Annotated in this window: 21 protein-coding genes and 1 pseudogene; 11 read left to right on the forward strand and 11 right to left on the reverse strand. The window is 68.0% G+C overall.

The annotated features are described in order from the left end of the window. Together NA8_RS03590 and NA8_RS03595 are read right to left on the reverse strand one after the other, a co-directional pair. On the reverse strand, positions 1 to 882 hold an 882-nt coding region (locus tag NA8_RS03590), incomplete at its 3' end, for an acyl-CoA dehydrogenase family protein (RefSeq protein ID WP_169810454.1). A 216-nt stretch (positions 883 to 1,098) separates the two neighbouring features. Further along, positions 1,099 to 2,328, reverse strand: a complete 1,230-nt coding sequence (locus tag NA8_RS03595) for a TetR/AcrR family transcriptional regulator (RefSeq protein WP_169810455.1) — start codon at positions 2,326 to 2,328, stop codon at positions 1,099 to 1,101. A gap of 217 nt (positions 2,329 to 2,545) precedes the next feature. Here NA8_RS03595 and NA8_RS03600 point away from each other — a divergent pair, with 217 nt between their 5' ends. Both NA8_RS03600 and gnd read left to right on the forward strand, forming a co-directional pair. Next, the gene (locus NA8_RS03600; RefSeq protein WP_063048931.1) at positions 2,546 to 3,067 is read left to right on the forward strand and encodes a MarR family winged helix-turn-helix transcriptional regulator; all 522 of its coding nucleotides are present in this window, start codon (positions 2,546 to 2,548) and stop codon (positions 3,065 to 3,067) included. A 665-nt stretch (positions 3,068 to 3,732) separates the two neighbouring features. Continuing rightward, entirely contained in the window at positions 3,733 to 5,178 is a 1,446-nt protein-coding gene (gene gnd / locus NA8_RS03605) for an NADP-dependent phosphogluconate dehydrogenase (protein WP_063048932.1), read from the forward strand. Here the strand turns inward: gnd and NA8_RS03610 are convergent. Beyond that, a pseudogene (locus NA8_RS03610) lies at positions 5,175 to 7,197 on the reverse strand (heavy metal translocating P-type ATPase). The gene gnd and the pseudogene NA8_RS03610 sit on opposite strands and share 4 nt — an antisense overlap. A gap of 93 nt (positions 7,198 to 7,290) precedes the next feature. Between NA8_RS03610 and NA8_RS03615 the strand changes: the two are divergent. Both NA8_RS03615 and NA8_RS03620 read left to right on the forward strand, forming a co-directional pair. Further along, positions 7,291 to 7,653 carry an ArsR/SmtB family transcription factor gene (locus NA8_RS03615; protein WP_040866835.1) on the forward strand — a complete coding sequence of 121 codons (363 nt, stop codon included), beginning with the start codon at positions 7,291 to 7,293 and terminating at the stop codon, positions 7,651 to 7,653. A 92-nt stretch (positions 7,654 to 7,745) separates the two neighbouring features. After that, positions 7,746 to 8,621, forward strand: a complete 876-nt coding sequence (locus NA8_RS03620; RefSeq protein ID WP_063048933.1) for an LLM class F420-dependent oxidoreductase — start codon at positions 7,746 to 7,748, stop codon at positions 8,619 to 8,621. Positions 8,622 to 8,739: 118 nt separating this feature from the next. Here the strand turns inward: NA8_RS03620 and NA8_RS03625 are convergent, their stop codons facing one another. Then, entirely contained in the window at positions 8,740 to 9,222 is a 483-nt protein-coding gene (locus tag NA8_RS03625; RefSeq protein WP_063048934.1) for an adenosine-specific kinase, read from the reverse strand. A gap of 102 nt (positions 9,223 to 9,324) precedes the next feature. Beyond that, on the reverse strand, positions 9,325 to 10,083 hold the full coding sequence (locus NA8_RS03630; protein WP_218019395.1) for a PP2C family protein-serine/threonine phosphatase: 759 nt from the start codon (positions 10,081 to 10,083) through the stop codon (positions 9,325 to 9,327). An 821-nt stretch (positions 10,084 to 10,904) separates the two neighbouring features. Between NA8_RS03630 and NA8_RS03635 the strand changes: the two genes are divergently transcribed. Beyond that, the gene (locus NA8_RS03635; RefSeq protein ID WP_157106511.1) at positions 10,905 to 12,368 is read left to right on the forward strand and encodes a hypothetical protein; all 1,464 of its coding nucleotides are present in this window, start codon (positions 10,905 to 10,907) and stop codon (positions 12,366 to 12,368) included. A 19-nt stretch (positions 12,369 to 12,387) separates the two neighbouring features. On the opposite strand, the gene NA8_RS03640 is transcribed toward NA8_RS03635, so the two are convergent. Continuing rightward, positions 12,388 to 12,726 (reverse strand): MmcQ/YjbR family DNA-binding protein, encoded by a 339-nt coding sequence (locus NA8_RS03640; RefSeq protein ID WP_063048936.1) that lies wholly within the window; start codon positions 12,724 to 12,726, stop codon positions 12,388 to 12,390. A gap of 220 nt (positions 12,727 to 12,946) precedes the next feature. Here NA8_RS03640 and NA8_RS03645 point away from each other — a divergent pair, with 220 nt between their 5' ends. The 4 genes from NA8_RS03645 to NA8_RS03655 all read left to right on the forward strand — a co-directional run bounded on the left by NA8_RS03645 (position 12,947) and on the right by NA8_RS03655 (position 17,612). Further along, entirely contained in the window at positions 12,947 to 14,497 is a 1,551-nt protein-coding gene (locus NA8_RS03645) for an acyl-CoA carboxylase subunit beta (protein WP_063048937.1), read from the forward strand. Between the two features lie 76 nt (positions 14,498 to 14,573). Then, the gene (locus NA8_RS03650) at positions 14,574 to 16,031 is read left to right on the forward strand and encodes a lipase maturation factor family protein (RefSeq protein ID WP_063048938.1); all 1,458 of its coding nucleotides are present in this window, start codon (positions 14,574 to 14,576) and stop codon (positions 16,029 to 16,031) included. Between the two features lie 138 nt (positions 16,032 to 16,169). After that, positions 16,170 to 16,316 carry a hypothetical protein gene (locus tag NA8_RS33440; protein WP_157106512.1) on the forward strand — a complete coding sequence of 49 codons (147 nt, stop codon included), beginning with the start codon at positions 16,170 to 16,172 and terminating at the stop codon, positions 16,314 to 16,316. Positions 16,317 to 16,490: 174 nt separating this feature from the next. Beyond that, complete coding sequence (locus NA8_RS03655; RefSeq protein ID WP_245663659.1) at positions 16,491 to 17,612, forward strand: mechanosensitive ion channel family protein; 1,122 nt, start codon at positions 16,491 to 16,493, stop codon at positions 17,610 to 17,612. 57 nt (positions 17,613 to 17,669) lie between these two features. Here NA8_RS03655 and NA8_RS03660 read toward each other — a convergent pair whose 3' ends face one another. Next, on the reverse strand, positions 17,670 to 18,170 hold the full coding sequence (locus NA8_RS03660) for a metallophosphoesterase family protein (RefSeq protein ID WP_063048939.1): 501 nt from the start codon (positions 18,168 to 18,170) through the stop codon (positions 17,670 to 17,672). Between the two features lie 265 nt (positions 18,171 to 18,435). Here NA8_RS03660 and NA8_RS35455 point away from each other — a divergent pair, with 265 nt between their 5' ends. Further along, the gene (locus tag NA8_RS35455; protein WP_281198944.1) at positions 18,436 to 18,564 is read left to right on the forward strand and encodes a hypothetical protein; all 129 of its coding nucleotides are present in this window, start codon (positions 18,436 to 18,438) and stop codon (positions 18,562 to 18,564) included. A gap of 11 nt (positions 18,565 to 18,575) precedes the next feature. Here the strand turns inward: NA8_RS35455 and NA8_RS03665 are convergent, their stop codons facing one another. The 4 genes from NA8_RS03665 to NA8_RS03680 all read right to left on the reverse strand — a co-directional run bounded on the left by NA8_RS03665 (position 18,576) and on the right by NA8_RS03680 (position 22,081). Beyond that, on the reverse strand, positions 18,576 to 18,923 hold the full coding sequence (locus NA8_RS03665) for an SCO6045 C-terminal-like domain-containing protein (RefSeq protein WP_174550033.1): 348 nt from the start codon (positions 18,921 to 18,923) through the stop codon (positions 18,576 to 18,578). After that, positions 18,920 to 19,792, reverse strand: a complete 873-nt coding sequence (locus NA8_RS03670) for an MbnB/TglH/ChrH family RiPP precursor modification enzyme (protein ID WP_174550034.1) — start codon at positions 19,790 to 19,792, stop codon at positions 18,920 to 18,922. Before NA8_RS03670 ends, NA8_RS03665 begins: the two co-directional genes overlap by 4 nt. Beyond that, positions 19,785 to 20,705, reverse strand: coding sequence for a TIGR04222 domain-containing membrane protein (locus tag NA8_RS34610; protein WP_063048940.1), 921 nt, complete (start codon positions 20,703 to 20,705; stop codon positions 19,785 to 19,787). Before NA8_RS34610 ends, NA8_RS03670 begins: the two co-directional genes overlap by 8 nt. 149 nt (positions 20,706 to 20,854) lie before the next feature. Further along, positions 20,855 to 22,081 (reverse strand): PucR family transcriptional regulator, encoded by a 1,227-nt coding sequence (locus NA8_RS03680; protein ID WP_063049003.1) that lies wholly within the window; start codon positions 22,079 to 22,081, stop codon positions 20,855 to 20,857. Between the two features lie 188 nt (positions 22,082 to 22,269). On the opposite strand from NA8_RS03680, the gene NA8_RS03685 reads away from it, so the two are divergent. Further along, on the forward strand, positions 22,270 to 23,718 hold the full coding sequence (locus NA8_RS03685) for a class I adenylate-forming enzyme family protein (RefSeq protein ID WP_063048941.1): 1,449 nt from the start codon (positions 22,270 to 22,272) through the stop codon (positions 23,716 to 23,718). Positions 23,719 to 23,761 lie beyond the last annotated feature (43 nt).

Below are 23,761 nucleotides of genomic sequence, written 5' to 3' on the forward strand. Positions count from 1 at the left end.
GAACATCTGCGCGATGCCGTTGTGTACCTCGCCGACCAGCCAGCCCTTGGCGGGGATGCCGTGGCCGCCGAAGGTGACCTCACAGGTGGCGGAGGCCTTCAGGCCCATCTTGTGCTCGACGTTGGTGACGAAGACGCCGTTGCGCTCGCCCAGCTCGCCGGTCTCGTGATCGAAGTGGAATTTCGGCACGAAGAACAGCGACAGGCCCTTGGTGCCCGGTCCGGCGCCCTCGGGACGGGCCAGCACCAGGTGCATGATGTTTCCGAACAGGTCGTCGGAGTCGGCGGAGGTGATGAACCGCTTGACGCCCTCGATGTGCCAGGTGCCGTCTTCCTGCTCGATCGCCTTGGTGCGGCCCGCACCGACATCGGAACCGGCGTCGGGCTCGGTGAGCACCATGGTGGCGCCCCAGTTGCGTTCGGTCATGAACTGAGCCCAGCGCCGCTGCTGCTCGGTGCCGATGCCGTAAGTGATGTGGGCCATCATCGGTCCGGTCAGGTACATGTAAGCCGCGGGCTGCGCCCCGAGGACGAATTCGGTGATCGCCCAGCTGACCATCGAAGGGGCGGGCACGCCCCCCACACCCTCGGCCTTGCCGACGCGCCACCATTCGGCGTCGTACCAGGCGCGCACCGCCTTCTTGAACGACTCCGGCAGACTGACCGAGTGGGTGGCCGGATCGAAAACCGGCGGGTTGCGGTCGGTCTCGGCGTACGGTTCGGCGACCGGTCCTTCGGCCAAGCGCGCGGCCTCCGCCAGCATCGACCGCACGGTGTCGCCGTCCAGGTCGCCGAATGCTCCGGTCCGCAGGATGTCGTCGAGTCCGTACACCTCGAACAGATTGAACTCGAGGTCGCGCACGTTGCTCTTGTAATGGCTCACGGGCCAATGCCTTTCGAGAAACGGCCGGTGTACCGGCAAGGGATTCGGCGGGTGCGCACAGCGGTGATCACCCACGGCACACTGTGCGGCACCGATGGCCCGAAAGCAATCTGATGTTAATGACCACTAAGTAGATGGTCGAATGACCGATAGCGTTCTATCCGCTGCTAGCGCGCAATTGACGGAAATAAGTTAATGAGCGCTAAGTGGCATAAATCACTGTGCGGAAACTCGGCCATGCATTCCGGCCGTTTCGATCCGCTCTCCGATGGCCACGAGAACGTCGACGAGATCGGCCCTGCGCCCCAAGCGCGGGTTGCGGACGGCATCGATGACGACGGTGGTGACAGCTCGGCTCAGCACCCGCGCGGCCGGAGCGGGCAAGTCCGGCCGCACGGCCTGCAGCATGCGGGCCCACTGGGCGATGCCGTCCAAGCGCACCCTCCGATAGCGCTGCACCGCGTCTCCCGGAAGGTGCCGTGTCTCGCTGACGGTGATCGCCAGCAGATCGGGCTCGTCCACCCCCAGTTGCGCGAAGCTTCGCATGAGTGAGCGCATCGATTCCTCGGCGCTGCGTCCCTCGGCGATCGCCCGGGCGAGCAGCAGCCGAAGCCACTCGTCCTGGCGCCGGACGATTTGGTCCAGCAACTCCGCCTTGCTCGAAAAGTGGTGATACAACGCGGGCCCGGTGACCCCGACGGCCGCACCGATGTCTTCGATTCCCACCGCGGCATAGCCGCGGGTGCTGAACAATCGCGCCGCCTCGGCAAGCATCCGCTCCGAGCGCAGCGCTCGATCCAGCGCGGTGTTGCCGGTCTCCGTGCGCGGTGGCCGGTTCGGGGCGGGGCCGGCCGGGTGCTCGGGCATTTCGGTGGCGATCACCGCCGCGACGGCGGCGTCGAGCACCTGTGCGGCAACCGGCGCGGGTAGCTCGGCGCGGTGATAGGAGGGACTGACCGCGATCGAGAGCACGCACCAGCTCAGCAGTTCGACATCCGCGCCGCTGAGCTCCGGTCGGCGCGTGCCGATGGTGTGCCGCAGATAGCGGGTGATCCGCGAGGCGCGGACCAGCACCGCGGTCTTGTCGGCGGCGGTCAGGTTGCGGAACTCCAATTGCCACAGTCGCGGCAGCCCGCGCAGTTCCAGAGCCACCCGGACCAGTTCGGCGGGCACGGCGTCACCGGAATCGTCGGTGCGATACGCGGCGTCGAGCCGGTTCAAGGTGTCGTCGAGCCCCACCAGCAGGCACTGCCCCAAAAGCTGCTGCTTGTTGCGGAAGTGCCGATACAACGCCGTCGCCGAGATGCCGACCGCTGCGGCGATGTCGGCCATCGTGGTGCCGTAATAGCCTCCGTGCGTGAAGGCGTCGACCGCGGCGCGCAGGATCGTCTCGCGCCGATGAGGTGGTCTCCGCCGTTGCTGTGCGCTGTTCGCCTGTGTGCCCATCGCGGTCAGTGTCGCGTATCGAACGGTCCGCGGCGGTGCCGGGCCGCCTCCTCGCGCGATCCGTTCGCCGGTATGCCACGAGAGATCCGGCGCGGCCACCCACATGTATGACGATTTCGTCATAGGCGACGTAGAGGTTCTACTGTCGAGTAGGCTTCCCGCAGCTATCACCAGACCGTGGATCGTTGTCGATCAGGTAAGCAGAGGGAGCCCGCCCGTGAGCGCTGACACCGCGGACGCCACAGCACTGTCGAGCATGGCGGCCCGCCTGCGCATCGCGTCGACCGTGATTCTGCGGCGCGCCCGGAGGGATCCTGATGAACGGCGGCTGTCGGCGACGCAGTGGGCGGTGCTGGGACGTCTGCACCGATATGGCGCCTTGGCCGCGGTCGACCTGGCGCGGCTGGAGATGTTGCGGCCGCAGACCATGCGCAACGTGGTCGACGGGCTGCGCGATCAGGGCCTGATCGTCGGCGTGCGCGATCCGGACGACGGGCGCCGGGTGAATCTGACCCTCACCGACGAAGGCCGGGCGTGGGTGTGCGGACACCAGGCGTCCGCGAACGACGCTCTGGCGCAGGCGTTGTCCGAGAGCCTGCGGTCCGGCGAGCTGCACAAGGTCGGCGAGGTCCTGGATCTGCTCGAGCGCATCGCCTACGGTGATCGGGGCCCGGAGGCGTTGATCGGCGGCGGGCCCGGCCTCGACGGCGAGCCCTCTCGCGCGGACTGCCCCCTATGACCCGGCCGCCGGGCGAGCGTGGGCGGCCGGCGGAGTGAGCGCTCGGGTCCACCGGTCGACGATGGCTCGGCCGCGCTCGTCGGCGGTGTGGCCGGCCGGTGGATCGAGCACCGCGCCGTGGATCTGCGCCTCCACCACCTGAACGAGCAACAAGGCCGGTCAACGCCGGGTCCGCACCGCCGACGTCGAGGCGGCGCAGGTGGAATTCCACTTCGCCCGCGAGACCTCTTCGAGTTGCCGCGGGCGTGCGACGCGTTGGGTGTGCGCGGCGCCTGCCGGCATGGTCGACGCGCTCGCGGCCACCTGTCTGCTCGACCCACGGCTGCCGCAGGTTCGCGCGGCGGTCGCCCGTCGCCGCGCCCAAGCGCCTGGTCGTACTGGACGCGGCGGGGCGCTACCCCGTCGAGACGACGGGCATCCACCAGTTGGCGAGCGCGTTTGCCGAGATTCGCGACCGGCTCACCTCCGACCCTGTATCGGCCGGTGGGTAACGCCACGCCACCGGGCGGGCACATGACCGCGATGAATGGCTCGCGCTGCCCTCCGTGCCCGCTGCAGCCGGGCGGGTAAGTAAGGTCTGAAGCGTCGTGGAACGGACGCCACGATGCAGCCGCCGAACAGTTCCGCGCGGCCGCGCCGCCCTGTCGAACGAAGAGAGCTGATTGATGCCGACCTCTACAGCGCGCGCACAGATCGGGGTCACCGGTCTGGCGGTCATGGGTAGCAACATCGCACGGAACTTCGCCAGGAACGGCTACACCGTCGCGCTGCACAACCGCACCGTCGCCAAGACCGACGCACTGCTGGAGGCGCACGGCGACGACGGCGACTTCGTGCGGACCGAAACGATCGAGGAGTTCGTCGCCGCGCTGGAGAAGCCGCGCCGGGTGCTGATCATGGTCAAGGCAGGCGCCCCGACCGACGCGGTCATCGAGGAACTGGCGGCCGCGATGGAGCCGGGCGACATCATCATCGACGGCGGGAACGCCCTCTACACCGACACCATTCGGCGGGAAGCCGCGATGCGCGAGCGCGGGCTGAACTTCGTCGGCGCAGGCATCTCCGGTGGCGAGGAGGGCGCCCTCAACGGCCCCGCGATCATGCCGGGCGGGCCCAAGGAGTCCTACGACTCGCTGGGGCCGCTGCTGGAATCCATCGCGGCGAAGGTCGACGGCACGCCCTGCTGCACCCATATCGGCCCCGACGGCTCAGGGCATTTCGTCAAGATGGTGCACAACGGCATCGAGTACGCCGACATGCAGCTGATCGGCGAGGCCTACCACCTGTTCCGCGACGCGCTCGGCTTCGATGCGAAGCAGATCGCCGATGTCTTCACCCAATGGAACTCCGGTGACCTGGAGAGCTACCTCGTCGAGATCACCGCCGAGGTCCTGAATCAGGTCGACGCGAAGACCGGCAAGCCGCTGGTCGATGTGATCGTCGACGCGGCGGAGCAGAAGGGCACCGGACGCTGGACGGTGAAGTCCGCGCTCGACCTCGGTGTGCCGGTGACCGGCATCGCCGAAGCGGTATTCGCCCGGGCACTGTCGGGCTCCCGTGCGCAGCGCAAGGCCGCGCAGGGTCTCGCCTCCGGCCGGTTGGCCGACAAGCCCACCGACGTCGAGCAATTCACCGAAGACATCCGGCAGGCGCTCTACGCCTCGAAGGTTGTCGCCTACGCCCAGGGCTTCGACCAGATCGCCGCGGGCAGTGCGGAATACGACTGGAATCTGCGCCCCGGCGACCTCGCGACGATCTGGCGCGGCGGCTGCATCATCCGCGCCCGTTTCCTGAACCGGATCAAGGAAGCCTATGACGAGAACCCGGCGCTGCCGAGCTTGATCCTCGCGCCGTACTTCCGTGCGGCGATCGAGACCGCCATCGACAGCTGGCGCCGTGTCGTGGCCACCGCGACCCTGCTCGGCATTCCGGTGCCCGCGTTCGCGTCGTCGCTGTCCTACTACGACGCCCTGCGTGCCGAGCGCCTTCCTGCCGCGCTCACCCAAGGGCAGCGTGACTTCTTCGGCGCGCATACCTACGAACGCGTCGACGCCGAAGGCAAATTCCACACGCTCTGGAGCGAGGACCGCAGCGAGGTTCGTGCCGACTAGCCGGTAGCGCTGCCGCGGTGCGGAAATCGTTTCCGCACTGCGGCCTCCGAGCGGGGCCGGTGTCGATCCGGTGTCCTGGCAGCTCGTTCCCACGCCGTCCGGCGGAGCAGGCGTAATCCGTTGAGCCCGACGAGGACGGTGGAGCCCTCGTGCCCGGCGACGCCGAGCGGGAGCGGCAGGGTCCCGGCGAGGTCCCAGACGACCAGCACGCCGATGAAGGTGGCGGCGATGGCCAGGTTGGCGATCACCACCCGCCGGGCCTGCCGGGACAACGCGATCACCGCCGGGATCGTCGTCAAATCGTCGCGCACGACGACGGCGTCCGCGGTCTGCAAGGTCAGATCGGATCCGTCCCCGCCCATGGCGATGCCGACCTCGGCCGCGGCGAGGGCCGGGGCATCGTTGATGCCGTCGCCGACCACGGTCACCTTCCGTCCGTCGGCCTGGAGCCGGCGCACCGCGGTCACCTTGTCGTCGGGCAGGAGTTCGGCTCGCACGTCGGTGATGCCGATCCGGGCGGCGAGACGGTCGGCGGTGGCGGCGTTGTCGCGGGGTCAGCAATACCGGCATGGTCCCGGTGATCTCGGTGGTCGCCCGCACCGCCGCCGCCGCTTCCGGCCGCGGCTGGTCGGTCAGGGCGAATACCCCGATCGGGTGGTGCTCGCAGGTGACGACCACGGCCGTGCAGCCACTCGCCTGGAGCGCTTCGACGGTCGTTCGCAGGCCGGGGGCGAGTTCCGACGCGGTGGGGGAGGCGACGCCGATGAGGTGGTCGCCGACGCGGGCGGTAACGCCGCGACCAGGGTTCGCGGTGAACTCGGTGACCTCGGGCAGTCGCAGATCCCGGGCACCGGCCGCGCGCACGATCGCCGCCGCCAAAGGGTGCTCGCTCGGGTGCTCGGCCGCGGCGGCCAGTCGGAGCAACTCGTCGTCGGTGAATCGTTTGTCCAGGCAGCGGATTTCGGCTAGTTCGGGAATGCCGCGGGTCAGCGTGCCCGTCTTGTCGAAGGCGACGTGCGTGGTGGCGCCGAGCCTTTCCATGACCACCGCGGATTTGACCAGGACGCCGTGGCGCCCGGCGTTGGCGATGGCCGCCAGCAGCGGTGGCATGGTGGCCAGCACCACCGCGCAGGGGGAGGCGACGATCATGAACGTCATCGCCCGCAGCAGCGCCCGCCGCAGCGTGTCGCCGAACAATAGCGGAATGACGAACACCGCGACGGTGACCAGAACCATGCCGATCGAGTAGCGCTGCTCCACCTTCTCGATGAAAAGCTGTGCGCGCGCCTTGGTTCGGGCCGCTTGCTCGACGAGGGCCGCGATCCGCGCGACCACGGAGTCCTGCGCGCGCCGATCCACCCGGATCCGCAGCACTCCGGTGCCGTTGAGAGTGCCCGCGAACACCTCGTCGCCCGCGGCTTTGCCCACCGGCAGCGGTTCGCCGGTAATGGTGGCCTGATCGACCTCGCCGCCGCCGGAGACCACCGTCGCGTCGGCGGCTATCCGCTCACCGGGACGCACCACCAGAAGATCACCGACGCGCAGGTCGGCGGCGTGCACCGTCTCCTCCTCGCCGCCCGCGATCCGGGTCGCGGTTTCCGGCGTGAGGTCGAGCAGTCCGCGCACCGAGTCCTCGGTCCGGGCGGTGGCCAGCGCTTCCAGGGCGCCCGAGGTGGCGAAGATGACGATCAGCAAGGCGCCGTCGGTGATCTGGCCGATGGCCGCCGCGCCGATCGCCGCGGCGACCATGAGTAAATCGACATCGAGCGTTCTGTCGCGTAACGCCCGCAGCCCGGCCCACCCCGGTTCCCATCCGCCCGCGGCGTAGCAGGCCAGGTACAAACCCCACCACACCCCCTGCGGGCCGGCGGTCAGCTGTGTCGCCAGACCGGCGAGGAAGAATACGACAGCCACTGCGGCCCACCGCACTTCCGGCAGGGCGAACAGCCGGGTCCGGTGCGTAGGCACGCGACCGATCGGCGAAGTCGGACGGGTCGGCGCGAGGGTCGGCGCAGCCACGGGGCACCTCCAGGACAGCAGCGAACAGACTGCCAGACCATATCAGAAAGCATGAACATATCTTCATTTGTTCCTAGGGTATGCTGTTCAGTCATGGGACACGGTGTCGAAGGCAGGGATCGCCCTGCCGCGCGCCTGGATCCGGAATCGGCCAACCATGTGGCGACCACGTTGCAGGCGCTGGCCACCCCGAGCCGCTTGATGATTCTCACGCAGCTGCGCCAGGGGCCACTGTCGGTGAGTGCGCTGGCCGACGCGATCGGCATGGAGCAGTCCGCCGTCTCCCACCAGCTTCGCCTGCTGCGCAATCTGGGGCTGGTCACGGGTGCTCGCACCGGCCGCAGCATTGTCTACAGCCTCTACGACAACCACGTCGCCCAGCTGCTGGACGAGGCGATCTACCACAGCGAACATCTGCGCCTCGGATTGTCCGACCGTCCCGAAACCGCCGGCTGACCGCTCTGCCCTGATTCGCTTGCTTGACCTGGAGCGCACTCCAGCCCTTAGTGTGCGCTCGTACCCGGTTGACCAGCAGAAGGGACCGTTTCATGGAGCTCGGTTTTCACGTACCCGTCTTCGATATCGACGGTGGAACGACCGCTATCGCCGGTGAGCTGGCGCGGGTGGGCGCGGCCGCGGAGGCGTCCGGGGCGGCCTGGTTGTCGTTCATGGACCACTACTTCCAGATCGAGCCGACCGGCCTGCCGGCGGAGGCGGCCATGCTGGAGGGCTACACCACCCTCGGCTATCTGGCCGCGCACACCTCGCGCGTCGACCTCGGCCTGCTCGTCACCGGCGTGACCTATCGCCACCCCGGATTGCTCGCCAAGATCGTCACCACGCTCGACGTCCTGTCGGGTGGCCGGGCGGTCCTGGGCATCGGCGCCGCCTGGTTCGAGCGCGAACACCGTGGGCTCGGCGTGGCGTTTCCCTCGACCGCCGAACGCTTCGAGCGGCTGGAAGAGACGTTGCGCATCTGCCGCCAGATGTGGGACCCGCAGGACAACGGGGCATTCGACGGGAAGTACTACCAGCTGGCCGAGACGCTGTGCTCGCCGCAACCCATCGACCGGCCGAAGGTGCTCATCGGCGGCGGGGGAGAGCGCAAGACGCTGCGCTTGGTCGCGCAATACGGCGACGCCTGCAACCTGTTCGGCTCCTCGCCCGCGGACGTCGAGCACAAGCTCGATGTGCTGCGACGGCATTGCGACGACGTCGGCCGCGACTATGACGAGATCCGCAAGACGATCATCGCCAACAATCCGCGGCCGAGCCCGGAGAACCGGGACGATTTCGTCCGGCAGATGGCCGACTACGCGAAACTCGGCATCGACACCGCCATCGTCACTCCGACCACCGGCTCGCCGGCGGCTTGGATCGATGGCATGGCGCCCGCCGTGGCGCAACTGGCGGAACTCGGCTGAGGCCCGGCGGCGGAACGCGCTGTGCAGGCGGGTTGCGGATGAGGTGTCGCGGTAGGGGATTGCGGACTTGGGATGAACATGTCGCGGTCGGCGGCCTGGAAGGTCGCCGACCGCGGTACTACAGTTTGTAGCCGATCTGGCGCAAGAGCTGCCTACGGGCTGCCTGGTCGTCTGCATTCTCCACGCCGAGCGGCGCCGAACCGTCGATCACGCCGATGATCCCTCTGCCGAGTTCCGTTTCGGCGATCAGAACATCGACGGGATTGGCTGTGGCGCAGAAGATCCCGCAGACCTCCGGGACCTGCCGCACGGCATTGAGCACGTTGACGGGGTAACCCTCACGCAGAAAGACGATGAACGAGTGCCCGGCCCCGAGGTCGGCCGCGTTCTTGATGGCGAGCTCGACGAGCGAGTCGTCGTTGCCCGAGTGGCGGACCAGGCGCGGGCCGGAGGCCTCGCAGAACGCCAGCCCGAAGCGCAGGTGCTGACTTACCCCGACCAGCGCTTCGTGCAGGTCTTCCACGGTTTTGATGAAGTGGGACTGTCCGATGATGACATTGAGTTCGTCCGGTTTGTCGATGCGTACGGCTGTCAACTCCACAGCGACATCCTGCGCCCCAGCGATGTCGATTCATAGCATTTCGACATTTCTTTCGTGCGCGTCGCGGGGGCCCCGCGGTGATTCTCGAGCCGGTAGCGAGACCTAATCGTCGGCAGTGTGGGCAGGGAGGTCCACCACCAGCGCGGTGGCATTGTCCCTCCCCCCGGCCAGGATGGCGGCGTCGACCAATGAGTTGGCGATCGCGTGGGCCGCGTCGCCGTCCGCCAGAAGGGCCTTGACGGCGGCGATACCGAGTGGTTTGTGCACTCCGTCGGTGCTCAGCAGCAGTCTGCCCGTACTCGATCCGGTGGCGGCGTACCCGATCTCGTCCGGCCGGACGGTGCGGGCCGAGGTGGTGACCAGATGGCTCATTCGCGGGGTGACCGCCAGCCCGCGGGCTCGATACGACTCGGCCACGGTGTGGTCGGTGGTGATCTGGTGCAGCACCCGCCCGTTCCAGCGATACGCCCGGCAGTCGCCGACCCATGCCACCTCGCAGGGCCCATCGGGTCGACCGGCGGCCGGCAGCACCGCAACCACGAGCACGCTGTCGGCGGAGGGTTCCGGGACTTCGCGCAGCAATTCTTCTTGCGCCGCGAGAATCCCCGCTCGCGCACCGTCCCGGGCCCCGGCCCGTGCCGCGGCCGCGGCAACCGTGCGTGCCGCCCGGGCGCCGAGGAGATGGTCTCCTACACCATCGGCGACCGCGAACGCTGTCGCTCCGCTCATCGCATCGGTCTCGATCGCGACCGCGTCGGCGTTGATCGACCGTGACGCACGCCGACTGGCCGAGGCGCCCATTGCCGCGCCCAGCCACGGCATCTCGATCCGCGGCAGGCTTGCAGTAGTGCCGGTGTACATGAGCTGGTCTCCTCCGGGCTGGTCTCCGAGTGCTGCCGACCAGCACCCTCCAAGCAGACCGCACCGGTATTTGGACTTGTCGAGAGTTCGTTGTGGGGACACTGAGAATTCGCTCTCGATACGGTCACGGCCGGCATCCCGAGTCCACTCCGGCAAGCATCGGTGTGCTTGACGTCTCATATTCCGCGGATGCCGACCGCGTGTGTATGCAGCGGCGCAATTCGATCATGGTTCCGTGCCGAACTCCCCATTTCGCAACATTGCTTCCGGATTCCGGCAATCAATCGGCTCACTGTCGGGTGCTGGGCGGTATCAACCTTCTGGTCTGTGCGGGCAGGGACGCACGCAGCGTGTAACCGGTGTTCGGTGTCATGATGAGCCACGAGCCCGCGGTGGCCCCGGGCAGCGGACCGCTCTAGCTCGGCAGCAGATGCGGGCGGCGCAGTAGCCGGGTATCGGCTCGGCGGCCCTGGCGTGCGCCGGGTCGGCGCGCGCTCCGTGCGGTAAGGCCGACTCGGGCGGTAATGTTCGGTGTCCCGAATTGGTGGTGTCCAGCACCGTAGACACGGTCGCGGAAATTTTCGGATGTCGGCCTCGGCCACGTCTTTCCGTCGCCGGGGGCGACAGACATCTTGACTAGGCAAAACGCATTCGGCGCGCAAGATTTCGATAGATCGTGAAGTTGTCGGTGACGTAGACAACAGACGAAACTCCGTGAAATTCCCCGCCCTACCGGCGGGTACGTGATCGAATGCTCTGCAACTGACGTCTCGAACCCGCCGTGTTGCGCCGTGGGTCCAGAAATCCAGGAGGTTGTGGCTGTGGTCGACGCAAGCGTGCCTACGCTGCGTCCGTCCGAGCTGGAAAGATTGGCCCAGCTCGACGAACACAACGAACTTTCTGCCGAACGGATGCGATCGACCTCGCAGCGACTGGGCGTGCCGGAGGAGGACCTGCGGCGGTGGCTGGCGGACCGCCGCGCCGCCAGCGCGCCCACCCGGCGCATCGATGTCCCCGAGACCGCTTCCCCGCGCGTCGATGTTCCCGACGCACCGACTACGCGGATCGATGCCCCCGAGGCAGCGACCACGCAGACGGATGCCCCCGAGGCAGCGACCACGCAGACGGATGCCCCCGAGGCAGCGACCACGCAGATCGATGGCCCTGAAGCGGCGACGACGCGCATCGGTGTGCCCGAGCCGCCCACTACGCGCATCGATGGCTTCGAGCCGCCGACCCGACAGGTGGGGTATGGGCAGGTCAGCCCCCGGCCGTCGCGCATCATCACGCTGTCGGAAGCAGCCGGAGGCGGACTGCTGCCGCAGATTTCCGACGGCGATGTCACCACCTTCCTGGCCGATGCCTACCGAAGCCTGCCGGCGGGAGAGTTCGCGCGCATCGACGCCGTCTACACCGAGGGGATTCAGACGACCTGCCGGTGGCTGGCCGAACACACGGGCAGGCAGTGCCGTCACGACCTGAACCAGAACGGCGTCGGAAGCTGGCTGGGCCCCCGCGGGGCCGGTCTGGCCGAATACATGCTCTCGGTGCTGCAACCTCGGCTCAGTTCACCGAATCGCTTCCACCCGGGCCCTGGCGCGGGTGTGGTCGACGAATGGAACGACATCCTGAGCCTGTACCGATTCCTCGGCAGCTTGGTGGCCGACAGTCCCAGTCGCGGGCACACCATCACGCGCCTGCGCGGCGCCCAGGCCGCGTTCCTGCTGCACGGTTTGCGGCTGGATCTGCCGCCGGATCTGGCCTACTCGGTCGGGCCCGGGCTGAGCACGGTCCCGATCGACCACGATGTCATCGCCCGTGTCCGCGCCAGGACCGCCGATCCGGTGGACGGCGCGGCGATCGTCACCGCACTCTTCACCGGCGCCACCGCGATGGAACTCAACGCCATTCCCTGTGTCGCGCTGACCGCCGACGCGCTGATCTTCAACGGCCCGATCGGCTACACCCACGCTCCCGATCTGTACGTGTGGGTGATACCGCCACCTGCGCGCACCTTGCTCTACGACGCCCGCGTCTATCAGGAATCGCGACCCACCCCGAACAGCAAACTATTCACCGGGGCCATCGGCGGAGCGGGCTTCCGCCTTCGCAGGCTCGCCGCGGCATGCGAGGTGAGCCTTCCGGACCTGTACCACTGGCACCACAGCTGGATCCGCCAGGCCGGACTCCTCCGGATGTCCGAACAACCGGCGCCGGTCCGCAATACCGATCTGCTGTTCGGCCTGAAACTCGCGCCCCGGCCACGCCGCCGCCGCGCACGCTGAAGCGGGTGCCGCGAGCAGGTCACCCAGCGCCGTCGAGGAGATGCCGGGGTGCGGCCTGCCGCCACGAGTCGAGCACGATGGCCTCCAGTTCGGCCCGGTCGTCGAGGGCGGTCAGACGCGCGCGGACCCAGGCGTTGTTCGCTTCGTGCGCGGCGATCCAGAACTTGCCCGGTTCGGCGACGACCAGTTCGTCGCGATCGGCGATGGGGCAGCGGACCGCCATCGAGGTCTCCGCCTCCGGAAGGGTGAGAAACAGCTTGCCCGCGACCCGGAAGGTCGGCATCCCCCAGGTGAACTGTTCGGATGTCTCCGGTAGCGACAGCGCGAAGGACCGGACATCGTCCCCGGTGAAACTCATGCACCGAATCCTTCCAGGCCGGAATGGAACTCCCCGTGTGTGGTCCGCGCCTCTGCCGAGAAATCCGTCGCGGGGCCGGTCGGATCAATAGGGCGCGGTGCCAACGCGATGGCCGGCGCGTTGTGAAGTGCCCAGTAATCGTCTCGTGACCTCAGCGCTCGTCGTCCAGCCCCCTATCGTTCGGCGCAGTTGTCGGTGAGGTCGAGAGGGCAGTATCCGAATGGTCGGCGCGCGCGAGAAGTTGGAGCGATTGCGGGACACCCTCGCGATCGCCGAGGAACCGGCCGGTGCGTCCGGTGTCGCCAAACGGCAGAGCAAGGGCATCCCGAGTGCTCGTGAGCGCGTGCGATCGTTGCTGGATCCCGGAACGTTCGTCGAGATCGGCGCACTCGCGCGCACACCGGGAGCCCCGGACGCGAAGTACGGCGACGGAGTGGTCACCGGTCACGGCCGCATCGACGGCAGGCCGGTCGTGGTCATCGCGCACGACCAGACGGTCTACGGTGGCTCGGTCGGCGAGATGTTCGGCCGGAAGGTCGCGCACATTCTGAAGTTCGCGTACGAGAAGGCGTGCCCGGTGGTGGCGATCAACGATTCCGGCGGCGCCCGGATCCAGGACGCGGTCACCTCGCTGGCCTGGTTCGCCCACATGAGCCGACGCCAGGAGCGGTTGTCCGGATTCGTCCCGCAGGTCTCCATCATGCTCGGCAAGTGCGCCGCGGGTTCGGTGTACGGCCCGGTGAACACCGACGTTCTGGTCGCGACCGAGAACTCCTACATGTTCGTCACCGGTCCCGAGGTCATCAAGACGGTGACCGGCGAAGACGTGACCGCGGAGGAACTGGGCGGCGCTCATGTGCAGGCCCGCAACGGCACCATCCACCACGTGACCGCGACCGAACAGGAGGCATTCGACTGGGCCCGCAAGTACCTGAGCTACCTGCCGTCGAGCTGCCTGGAGCAGGCGCCGCTGGTGAACCCCGGTCTCGAGCCGGAGATCACCGCGACCGACCTCGAGCTCGAGTCGATCATCCCGGACTCCGATCGCGAGGGATACGACATGCACGAGATCCTGCTGCGCATCTTCGACGACGGTGATTTCCACGAGATCCGCTCCGCCACCGCGGCCAATCTGATCACCGGCTTCACGCGCGTGGACGGACGCAGCGTCGGGGTCGTCGCCAATCAGCCGTTGGTGCTCGGGGGAGCGGTCGACGCGAAATGCTCCGACAAGGCAACGCACTTCATCCGGCTGTGCAACGCCTTCGGCATCCCCTTGGTGTTCGTCGTGGACACTCCCGGCGTGCTTCCCGGCGTCGAAGAGGAACGCAACGGTGTCATCGTCCGCGGCGGACGCGTGTTCCGCGCGATCATCGAGGCGACCGTGCCCATCATCAACGTCGTGGTGCGCAAGTCCTATGGCGGCGCCTACGGCTTCATGGCATGCAAGCAGCTCGGCGCCGACATCAGCCTGGCTTGGCCGACCGCCCGCATCGCGGTGATCGGCGCGGAGAGCGCGGTCGATATCGCGGGGCGGCGCCAGCTGCTCCAGGTGCCGGAAGAACAGCGCGCGGCGGTGCGGGATTTCATGATCGACCAGTACAACGCCACCGTCGCCACTCCGTGGATCGCGGCCGAGCGCGGCTACATCGATGCGGTGATCGAACCATCCCGTACCCGGCTGGAGATACGGCATGCGCTCCAGCTGCTGCGGGACAAGGAAGCAGCCGCCGAGCACAACCCGCGCAAGCACAGCCTGTACCCGATGTAGTGCCGGGTTTTCCCGCTGCCGGGCTGGGTATGCGGCGGTGTGGGGGCGAAGGTCCGCGGTCGGAGGAGTTGCGGGCATGGACTGGTTCACCGCATCCGAATACTGGTTGAGCAGGCAGGTGCTGACGCGCGGCGTCGCGGCCGTCTATCTGATCGCCTTCCTGGTCGCCGCACGGCAGTTCCGGGCGCTGATCGGTGAGTACGGCATGCTTCCGGTGCCGCGCTTGCTGGCCCGGCGGTCCTTCCGGCGGGTGCCGAGCATCTTCCACGTGCACTATTCCGATCGTTTCTTCGCCGCCGTCTCCTGGTTCGGTGCGGCGCTGTCCGCGGCGCTGGTCGCCGGTGCGGCCGACCTGGTGCCGCTGTGGGCGGCGATGCTGCTGTGGGCGACGTTGTGGGTGCTCTACCTGTCGATCGTCAACGTGGGGCAGGAATGGTATGCGTTCGGCTGGGAGTCACTGCTGCTGGAATGCGGATTTCTGGTGATCTTCCTCGGCAACGACCGCACCGCGCCGCCGGTACTGGTGCTCCTGCTCGCCCGCTGGTTGCTGTTCCGGGTGGAGTTCGGCGCCGGACTGATCAAACTGCGCGGTGACCGGTGCTGGCGCGATCTGACCTGCCTGTACTACCACCACGAGACCCAGCCGATGCCCGGACCGCTGAGCTGGTTCTTCCACCACCTGCCCAAGCCGTTGCACCGGGCCGAAGTGGTGGGCAACCATATCGCGCAGCTCGTGGTGCCCTTCGGCCTGTTCGCGCCGCAGCCGGTGGCGAGCATTGCCGCGGCCGTCATCGTGATCACCCAGCTGTGGTTGGTGGTGTCGGGCAATTTCGCCTGGCTGAACTGGCTGACGATCGTCCTCGCGTGCGGCGCCATCAGTGGGTCCGCGGTGACGGCTGTGCTCCCGGCGCCCGCCCCGCCTCCTTTGCCCGGGCCGCCGCCGTGGTTCGTGGGCCTGGTCATCGCGTTCACCGCGCTGGTGGTCTTCCTGAGCTACCGCCCGGCGCGCAACCTGATCTCCAGTCATCAGGCCATGAACCGATCGTTCGACCCCTATCACCTGGTCAACACCTACGGAGCGTTCGGCAGCATCGGTCGCACCCGCTACGAGGTGGTCGTCGAAGGCACCGAGGAGTCGACCGTCACCGACCGGACGCAGTGGAAGGAATACGAGTTCAAGGGCAAACCCGGCGATCCGCGGCGGCTGCCACGCCAATGGGCCCCTTACCACCTGCGCCTGGACTGGCTCATGTGGTTCGCCGCGACCTCACCACGGTACGCGCAGTCGTGGCTGGCCGCCTTCCTGGCGCGGCTGCTGGAAAACGACCCGGCCACGCTGCGCCTGCTGCGGCACAATCCATTCCCGGATGCCGCGCCGCGTTTCGTGCGCGTGCAACTGTATCTGTATCGCTTCACCACACCGCGCGAATTGGCGCACACCCGAGCATGGTGGCACCGCGCCCTGGTCAGCCGCTACGTTCCGCCCCTTTCCTTGGACGACCTGCGCTACCACAGCCACCCCGGCCGTCGCTGAACTCGAGAACCCTTGCCCGGCAACGGCTTGCGCCGGAGGTCAGAGGATCGGGGTGGTATTCGCCACAGTGCGTCGGCGACGATCGGCGGCGAAAGCGGGTATGCGCCTGGATGACGCAACCGACCGAAGGAGGATGTCATGTCCATTTCGGCCTCGCGCTCGCAGTATCGCGCCGCCCGACACAGCGACGGCGGTTATCCCGGCTCCGAGGGCCCCATCGAATGGACCGTCGCGGCATGGGTTCTGGTATTGACAGTGCTGAGTATCGCGCTGGCGCTGCTGTAAGAACACCACCTTGGCCGACGAAGGCCCGGCGAGCAACGACGACGATTCGAACGCCGTTGCGCCAGCGCCGGAACGAAAGCATTCCACTCACGTGTACAGGAGCCGAGCAGCACCAGGTGCTCGACGTTCCTCGCATCCCGTTGCCAGAAAAACCTTGCGGCGCAACGGGATCGAGTGGACGAGGAGAAGGAGTTCGCTCTGTTGGAGGAAGTACTACGGCCGCTCGTCGTGGTGTTCGGCACGGTGGCGATCACCGTGACGGCCGGGCTGCTGATCGACCGATTATTGCGTTACGTCGCCGGGAAGCGTCCGGACACCCAACTCCCCACACTGTTGCGCCGGGTGCAACTGCCCGTGCAGGTGTTGCTGGGCACGCTGGCGTTGCACGCCACCTATCCGCTGGCGCACCTCGATCTGCGCCAGGACACGATGATCCGGACCATCCTGGCCTCCGCGGCGATCATGGCGGCGGCCTGGGTGGTCATCCGTGCCGCCGACGCGGTCGCGGAGAACATGCTGCGTTCTTATGCCCGGCGTACCCAGGACATCACGCGGGTACGGCAATTGCGTACCCAGCTCGGCCTGGTGCGCCGGATCGTCACCTCGGTCCTGGTGGTCACGACCGCCGCTGTGGCGATCCTGCTGCTGGTGCCGAGTCTGCGGACCCTGGGCACCTCACTGCTGGCTTCGGCGGGGGTGATCGGCATCATCGCCGGTGTCGCGGCGCAGTCGACCTTGAGCAATCTGATCGCCGGTCTGCAGATCGCCTTCGGCGACTCGGTCAAGATCGGCGACACCGTCGTCGTGGAGGGGGAGTGGGGCATCGTCGAGGAGATCACCCTCGCGTTCCTCACCGTGCGGATCTGGGACGACCGAAGGCTGACCATGCCGGTCTCCTACTTCAACAACAAGCCGTACGAGAACTGGTCACGTGGCGGCCCGCAGATCACCGGCACCGTCTACTTGTATCTCGATCACAGCACACCGGTGCCGCTGCTGCGCGAGCATCTGCAGGAGTATCTGCGCACGCGCGCGGATTGGGACCGTCGCGACTGGGGTCTGCAGGTCACCGACAGCACGCCGACGAATATCGTGGTGCGCGCGACGATGTCGGCGGCCAATGCCGACGACGTGTGGAACCTGCGCTGCGCGGTGCGCGAGGAAATGCTCGACTGGCTCGGCCGCAACCATCCCTACGCGCTGCCGAAGATCTCCACCGTCATCACCGACTCCTCTACCGACGACCGCCATCTGGCGCTGGCCGGCGACCGGGGCGACGGTTTCGGTGGTGACTGACCCGGACGGCTACGATCGATCTTCGTCTGACCGTCGGACGAGTCGCGGGTTCGGAAGTCAGTGCTTCGGGAGGGTATGCAGAGTCACCCGGCTCAGGCGGCCGGACTGTATCCGCGCCGTGAGATAGGTGTGCTCCGGTTGACGGCGCCGATCTGTCGGCGAACCGGGATTGAGCAAGCGCAACCCGGTGTCGGTGACGCTGTCCCAGGGGATGTGGCTGTGCCCGAAGACGAGCACGTCGGTGTCCGGGAAATTCCGGGCGCAGCGTTCCTCCCTGCCTTTCGCGGGTCCGGTCTCGTGCGCCACCGCCAGCCTGAGTCCTCCGACGTCGGCACGCGCGATCTCGGGCAGCCGTGCACGCAAGTCCGGCCCGTCGTTGTTGCCGTAGACGCCGATGAGGCGTGCGCTGCGCGTTTCGAGCCGGTCCAGCAGCGCCACCTCCACCCAGTCGCCCGCGTGCACGATCACATCGGCCGCCTCGACCTCGCGCCAGAGCGGCTCCGGCAGATCACGCGCGCGCCTGGGCACGTGCGTATCGGACATGATGAGCAACCGCATGGTGACCGGTGTACCACGCCGGGATGTGGACCGGCCGATCCGCGGATGAGCGGTTTCGGCGGCGCCGTATTATCCCGGTCGACTCGTAGGCCGCGTGGTGCATTTCTCGGGTGAGATCTATCACATCCCCTCGGTGGTCTCGACGAGATTGGACCTCCGAGCGTGGGTATGTCCGGGCGTGACGGTGACGCAGCGCGGCGCACCGGTGCGACAGATTCCATCGCGTTGTCCGGGAGGGCTTGTGTCTTCGATGCTTTCATTTCTCATGCTGATGCTGATGCTGCCGGGGATGGCGACCGTCGCTGCGTATGCGACGGTGGCGGTCAGCGTGTGGCTCGAGGAGCGTCGCGACGCCGCCGACTCCGCGATGCGTGTCGAAGCGCGCCAGTCGTAAGCGCCGACCGCTCAGCCGTGGAGCCGGTGCCACCAGCGCGTCTTCTCCCGGCGTCGGGGTCCGGCGTTCCAGTCGATGCCCGCGGCAGCCGCGAAGGCCGCCGCATCGGCGAACGTCGTCGTCTTCGGGTGCGTGCGAGCCCACGCCGTGAAGCGTGCGGTGAAGTCGCCCTCACACGCGTGCGCCAGCAGCGGGAAACGACGCGCCACCTCACCGGCGCGCTTGTAGAGCAAGGCGTCCGCCGCCGCGCCGACGGCATCCGCATCGAATCCCGCGGGTACCGCCGCCCCCGCCACCAGTGCCCGCACCAGCGCCGCTTGCCGCTCGGCGAGAGTTGGGTGCTCCGGCAGGGAAGTCACGCCGGTTCCGCTCTGGCGCCGGTTGTGACCGGCGGCCGCGCGACGGCTGCGGCGATGGCGTCCAGTTCGTCGAGCAACTCGGCGGCGGGTGGATAGTTGCCGTCGCGCTCCAACATCATCGGCGCCGGATGCCGGGCGGTGAATTCCGCGACCAGCGCGAGAACTTCGGCGGGCAGCGGATCGGTGTGCGTGTCGTGGTAGCGGCCGCCGGATTCGTGACCGCCCGCGACGTGGCAGTAGGCCACGTGTTCGGCGGGCAGGCGCAGGAGCTCGGTGAGGGGGTCGCGACCCCGGTTGCGGGCGTTCGCGTAGACATTGGCCAGATCCAGCAGCAGCAACACGCCGGTACGGTCGACGAGTTCGGCCAGGAATTCCCCTTCGGAGTACTCGTCGTCGGGCCAGTCGAACAGTGCGGCGATGTTCTCCAGGGCGAGGGGGACCTCCAGCGCCGCCCGGGTGCGGGCGATATTGCCGGTGAGTGCGTCGAGCGCTTCCCTGGTACGCGGTATCGGCAGGAGATGGCCGGCTTCCAGCCCGCCCGCGCGGACGAACGCGACGTGCTCACTCACCAGCGGAGCCTCGACGGCCGCCGCGCAGGCCGCCAAGTGCTCGACGCGATGGCCTGCCACCGGTTCGGCGCCACCGAGCGACAGCGAAATGCCGTGCGGCACCACGGCGACGCCTCGCGCGCGCAGAGCGGCCAGCTCCTCGGGCACGGCCGGCTGCCCGGCGCGGTGGCGGTCCCGGGGCAACGATTCGGCGATGACCTCGCAGAACCCGAGCCCCGTCAAGGTGGCTATGACCCCGCAGATCTCCGGCCGCCAGCCGATACCGAGCGCCCCCGGCGGCAGCGGTCCGGACTCATCCACCGCAACCGCCGCAGCCCCCGCCACACCCGCTTCCGCAGCCGCCCCCGTCTCCGCCGCCGCTGTCGCCGCCCCCGTCACCGCCGCCGGACGCGCTGGGCGGCACGACTGCCTGGGCAAGGCCGGGATCCAGCGCGATCAGCGCGCCGATACCGAAAACGGCGGCCGCGAGCGCCGCGCTCTCGGCGCCATAGGTCGCGTAGGACGGTGAATAGCTCGGCCCCAGGTGCCGGTTGCGCTCGGCCGCGGCGTCCCTGGCGCGGATACCGAGCGCGGTCAGCCGAGGCTTTCGTACCACCAGCCAGTAACCGAATGCCTGCGCGATCACCAGCACCACCAGCACGCCGACCGGGTTTGCGTGCGATGCGCCCGCGATGACTCGCACCACACCGAGTGCGCCGGTGACCAGGAGCGGCATACCCGCGTCGCGCAGCCCGTGACGCACGGCGGGCCCAGGGAAGTAGCCGAGGTCCACCATCCTGGCGCGCAGCGCGTCGAGGGCGGCGGGCGATCCGCCCACAATCGCCCCCACGTTCTTGCGCGCACCCGTCGCCAGCCGGTCGTACACCGACACGGTGAACGGATCCAGCTGCGCCCGCTCCTGCGCCGTGAGGGCGCGGACGGTCGCGGCCCCCGAATCGATCGCGTCGAGAGCGCGCAGTCGCGCCATCGCCGCCAATGCGGCGTTCTGGTCGCCGAACAGCAGCCCCACCTCGGGTGAGGCCAACTCCGCGCCCGGCGCGGCGATCGCGTCGGCGTCCGGATCCGCGCCCGTGACCCGTGACCGCAGCCAGATCCCGGCGATCACCGCGATCAGCACCAGCGGCAAGTAGATGGCCAGGAACTGCGGCCCGGAGATCCCCCAGGTATCACCGGCCGCGACGAGCCCGTCCGAGTCCACCCCGATTACATTCATCTTCCACCTCGGAATCGGTCCAACCTGCACTCAGTATCGGGCCGCGGGGGTCCGCACGCCATGGCGAATCGCCGTGGCGCGCATATGTCGCCGAGTATCGCCTCGGCGCTCCCCTGGATGATTCGCGAGGGGAGCGGGCGGGACCCGGCTCACTTCCTACGGGCGAGGCCGAGTTGCTCGGAGACCATCAGGGCGACTTCGGTCTCCAGCCGGTTCACCGTCAGGGGGTGGCCGAGTACTTCTTCGGCCTTGCGTATCCGGTAGTGAACGGTGTTCTTGTGGACGTGCATGCGCGCGGCGGCGTCGGTGAGGCTGCCGCGGGCTTCCAGATAGGTCTGCACCGTCTCGCGAAGCCGCGCGGTAGTCTCGTCGTCGCCCATGAGGTCACCGAGCACCCGGTGCACCCACGCTCGCGTATCGGGCAGCCGGTCGATCAGCAAACTCGCCAGCGCCACTCGGGAATGCAAGGTCAGCGGGCGGGCGGGATCGGCGATCAACGCGAGGTTGCGCGCGCGCTGGGCATCGCGGAAGGTCTGGCGGAAGCCGGCCAGTCCAGCGCCGGAGTCGCCGATCGCGACGCGAAGACCCGGCCTCCGGCGCAGGTCTCGCTCCAGCCGTTCGGCATCGAGTGACGGTTTGCCGACGGACGATATCCATGCCCAGCAGTTCTGCTCGTCGACCAGGACCGTCAGCGGGTGCTTCCCGGTCGCGGCGGTGAGCATCTCGGCTCCCGCGCGCAGCAAGTCGATCGCTGACCCGACGGGCTCGCGCACCCAGACGATGGCGGCCATATGCCATCCCCGCAACGACGCGGCGAGCATTTGCTCGGCGGAGGCCAAGTCGAGATCCTCGGTGTCGAGCACGGCGCGGATCTGTGCCGCGCGCGTGCTGTCCGTGCGTGCGTCCCAGCGCCGGCGTTCGCTCTCGTAGATATCGATGACACCCTCGATGACCTGGTCGATATAACTGTTGACCAGCATGCCGATCCGGCCGGTGGTCTCCAGGGCGAGATCGGCCGAGGCTTCGGAGCGCCGAAGTGCGGCGATGGTCCGCTGCATGAACATGTGCTCGCCGAGGCGGTACGCCCGCAGCAGGGCCTCCAAGGACATCCCGTGCTGGGCGAAGCGCCGGGCGTACTCGGCGGCGGCGGGCGGCACGGTGATGTCGTCGCGGGAGATGCTCAGCGTGAGCATGTCGAGGATCGCGGTGAGGTTGGACGCGGTGCTGGCGACCATCAGGCGCCGCACTTCGTCGTCGTGGCGGAATTCCGGGATCACCTCGCTGAACATCGCGGTCATCTCGGCGGTCAGGCGGTCGACCTCGGCTTTGACGCGTCCGGCGACATCGCGGATGGTTTCGTCCACGTCAACGCTCATGCCGGGACCGTACCGGAACTCGCGCGGCGGTTCCGACGCATTCCGCATCCTTTTGTGCCGCCGGTACAAAGCCGGACGGAAACACTGGGATGCGGGCCCGTAGCCGGGTGCGGGCACCGCACCTACCTTGGAAATGTAATTCCCGTCACACCTGATCATCTGGGGAAATAGTGCAGCACGTCGTAGAAATGCCGGAGGTCCGGGCGACATGGAATCCGTCCGGTCCCTGCGTCGCGGACGACCGCGAACAACTGGACAATCAGACTTTCGCGAATCGGGTATGCGCGGCCGCCGCTGCGCTGTCCGCGAACGGAGTCGGCGAAGGCGATGTGGTGGCCCTCGTCTTGCCTAATCGTGTCGAATTCGTCGTCATTCTGTTCGCGGCGTGGCGGCTCGGCGCCGCGGTCACGCCGGTGAAGCCGGATTCCACTTTCGAGGAGGCGCGCTATCAGATCGAGGACTGCCGGGCGAAGGTGGTCGTCACCGAAGGCGGGCGCGGAGTGGGAACGCTCGATGTCGCCGAGGTGGCCGGCCCGGGCCGCGAGGTCACCGTGGCCGAACCGGCGTCCGTCGACCCGGGTGCTCCTGCGCTGATCATCTACACCAGCGGCACCACCGGCCAGCCGAAGGGGGTGGTTCTCGACCACGCCAACATCGCCGCGATGTGCGAGATGCTCGTCGAGGCACTGGCATTGGACGACACCGACCACAGCCTGCTGACCTTGCCGCTGTTCCACGTCAACGGAATCGTCGTCGGCATCCTGTCGCCGCTGCTCGCAGGCGGCCGCGCCACGATCGCGGGCCGCTTCTCCGCCTCGGCGTTCTTCGGCATCGTGAAAAGCGTTCGGCCCACGTATTTTTCGGCCGTACCCGCCATCTACGCGATGCTGGTCGCACAGCCGGCGAACTCGACGCCGGACACCTCGTCGTTGCGCCGCGTGATCTGCGGGGCCGCGCCCATGCCCGCGGAATTGATCGCGCGATTCGAAACCCGTTTCGGTGTACCGATCGTCGAAGGCTACGGATTGTCGGAAGGCACCTGTGCCTCGACACTGAATCCGCCGGGCGGGCCGCGCAAACCGGGAACGGTGGGGCTGCCGCTGCCGGGGCAGACCGTCGCGATCATGGACGCCGAAGGAGCGATCGTGGCCGCCGGCACGAGCGGGGAAGTGGTCATCCGCGGCGCCAACGTGATGCGCGGCTATCTCGGCAGGCCGGAGGCGACCGCCCGGACGGTGGTCGACGGCTGGCTGCACACCGGGGATGTCGGCTACTTCGACGAGGACGGATACCTGATCCTGGTCGACCGGATCAAGGACATGATCATCCGGGGCGGCGAGAACATCTACCCCAAAGAGGTCGAAAACGTCCTGCACGCCCATCCCGCGGTCTTGGAGGCCGCCGTGGTCGGCGCTCCCGATCCGGTCCTCGGGGAAGTCCCGGTCGCCCATGTGGTGACGATGCCCGGCGAGCGGGTCGGTGCCGAACATCTCCTCGAGCACTGCCGCAGGTCCCTGGCGCGCGCGAAGGTACCGGTGTCGATCGAACTCACCGAGGAACTACCTCGGAATCCGGTCGGAAAAATCGACAAACGCAAACTCCGCGCGCTCGTCGCCGACACGATCGCCACCACATAGACATTCTCCGCTCGGTGCCGAGCGGAAATCCATGATCCGAAAC

Source organism: Nocardia arthritidis NBRC 100137, assembly GCF_001612765.1.
Taxonomy (GTDB): domain Bacteria; phylum Actinomycetota; class Actinomycetes; order Mycobacteriales; family Mycobacteriaceae; genus Nocardia; species Nocardia arthritidis.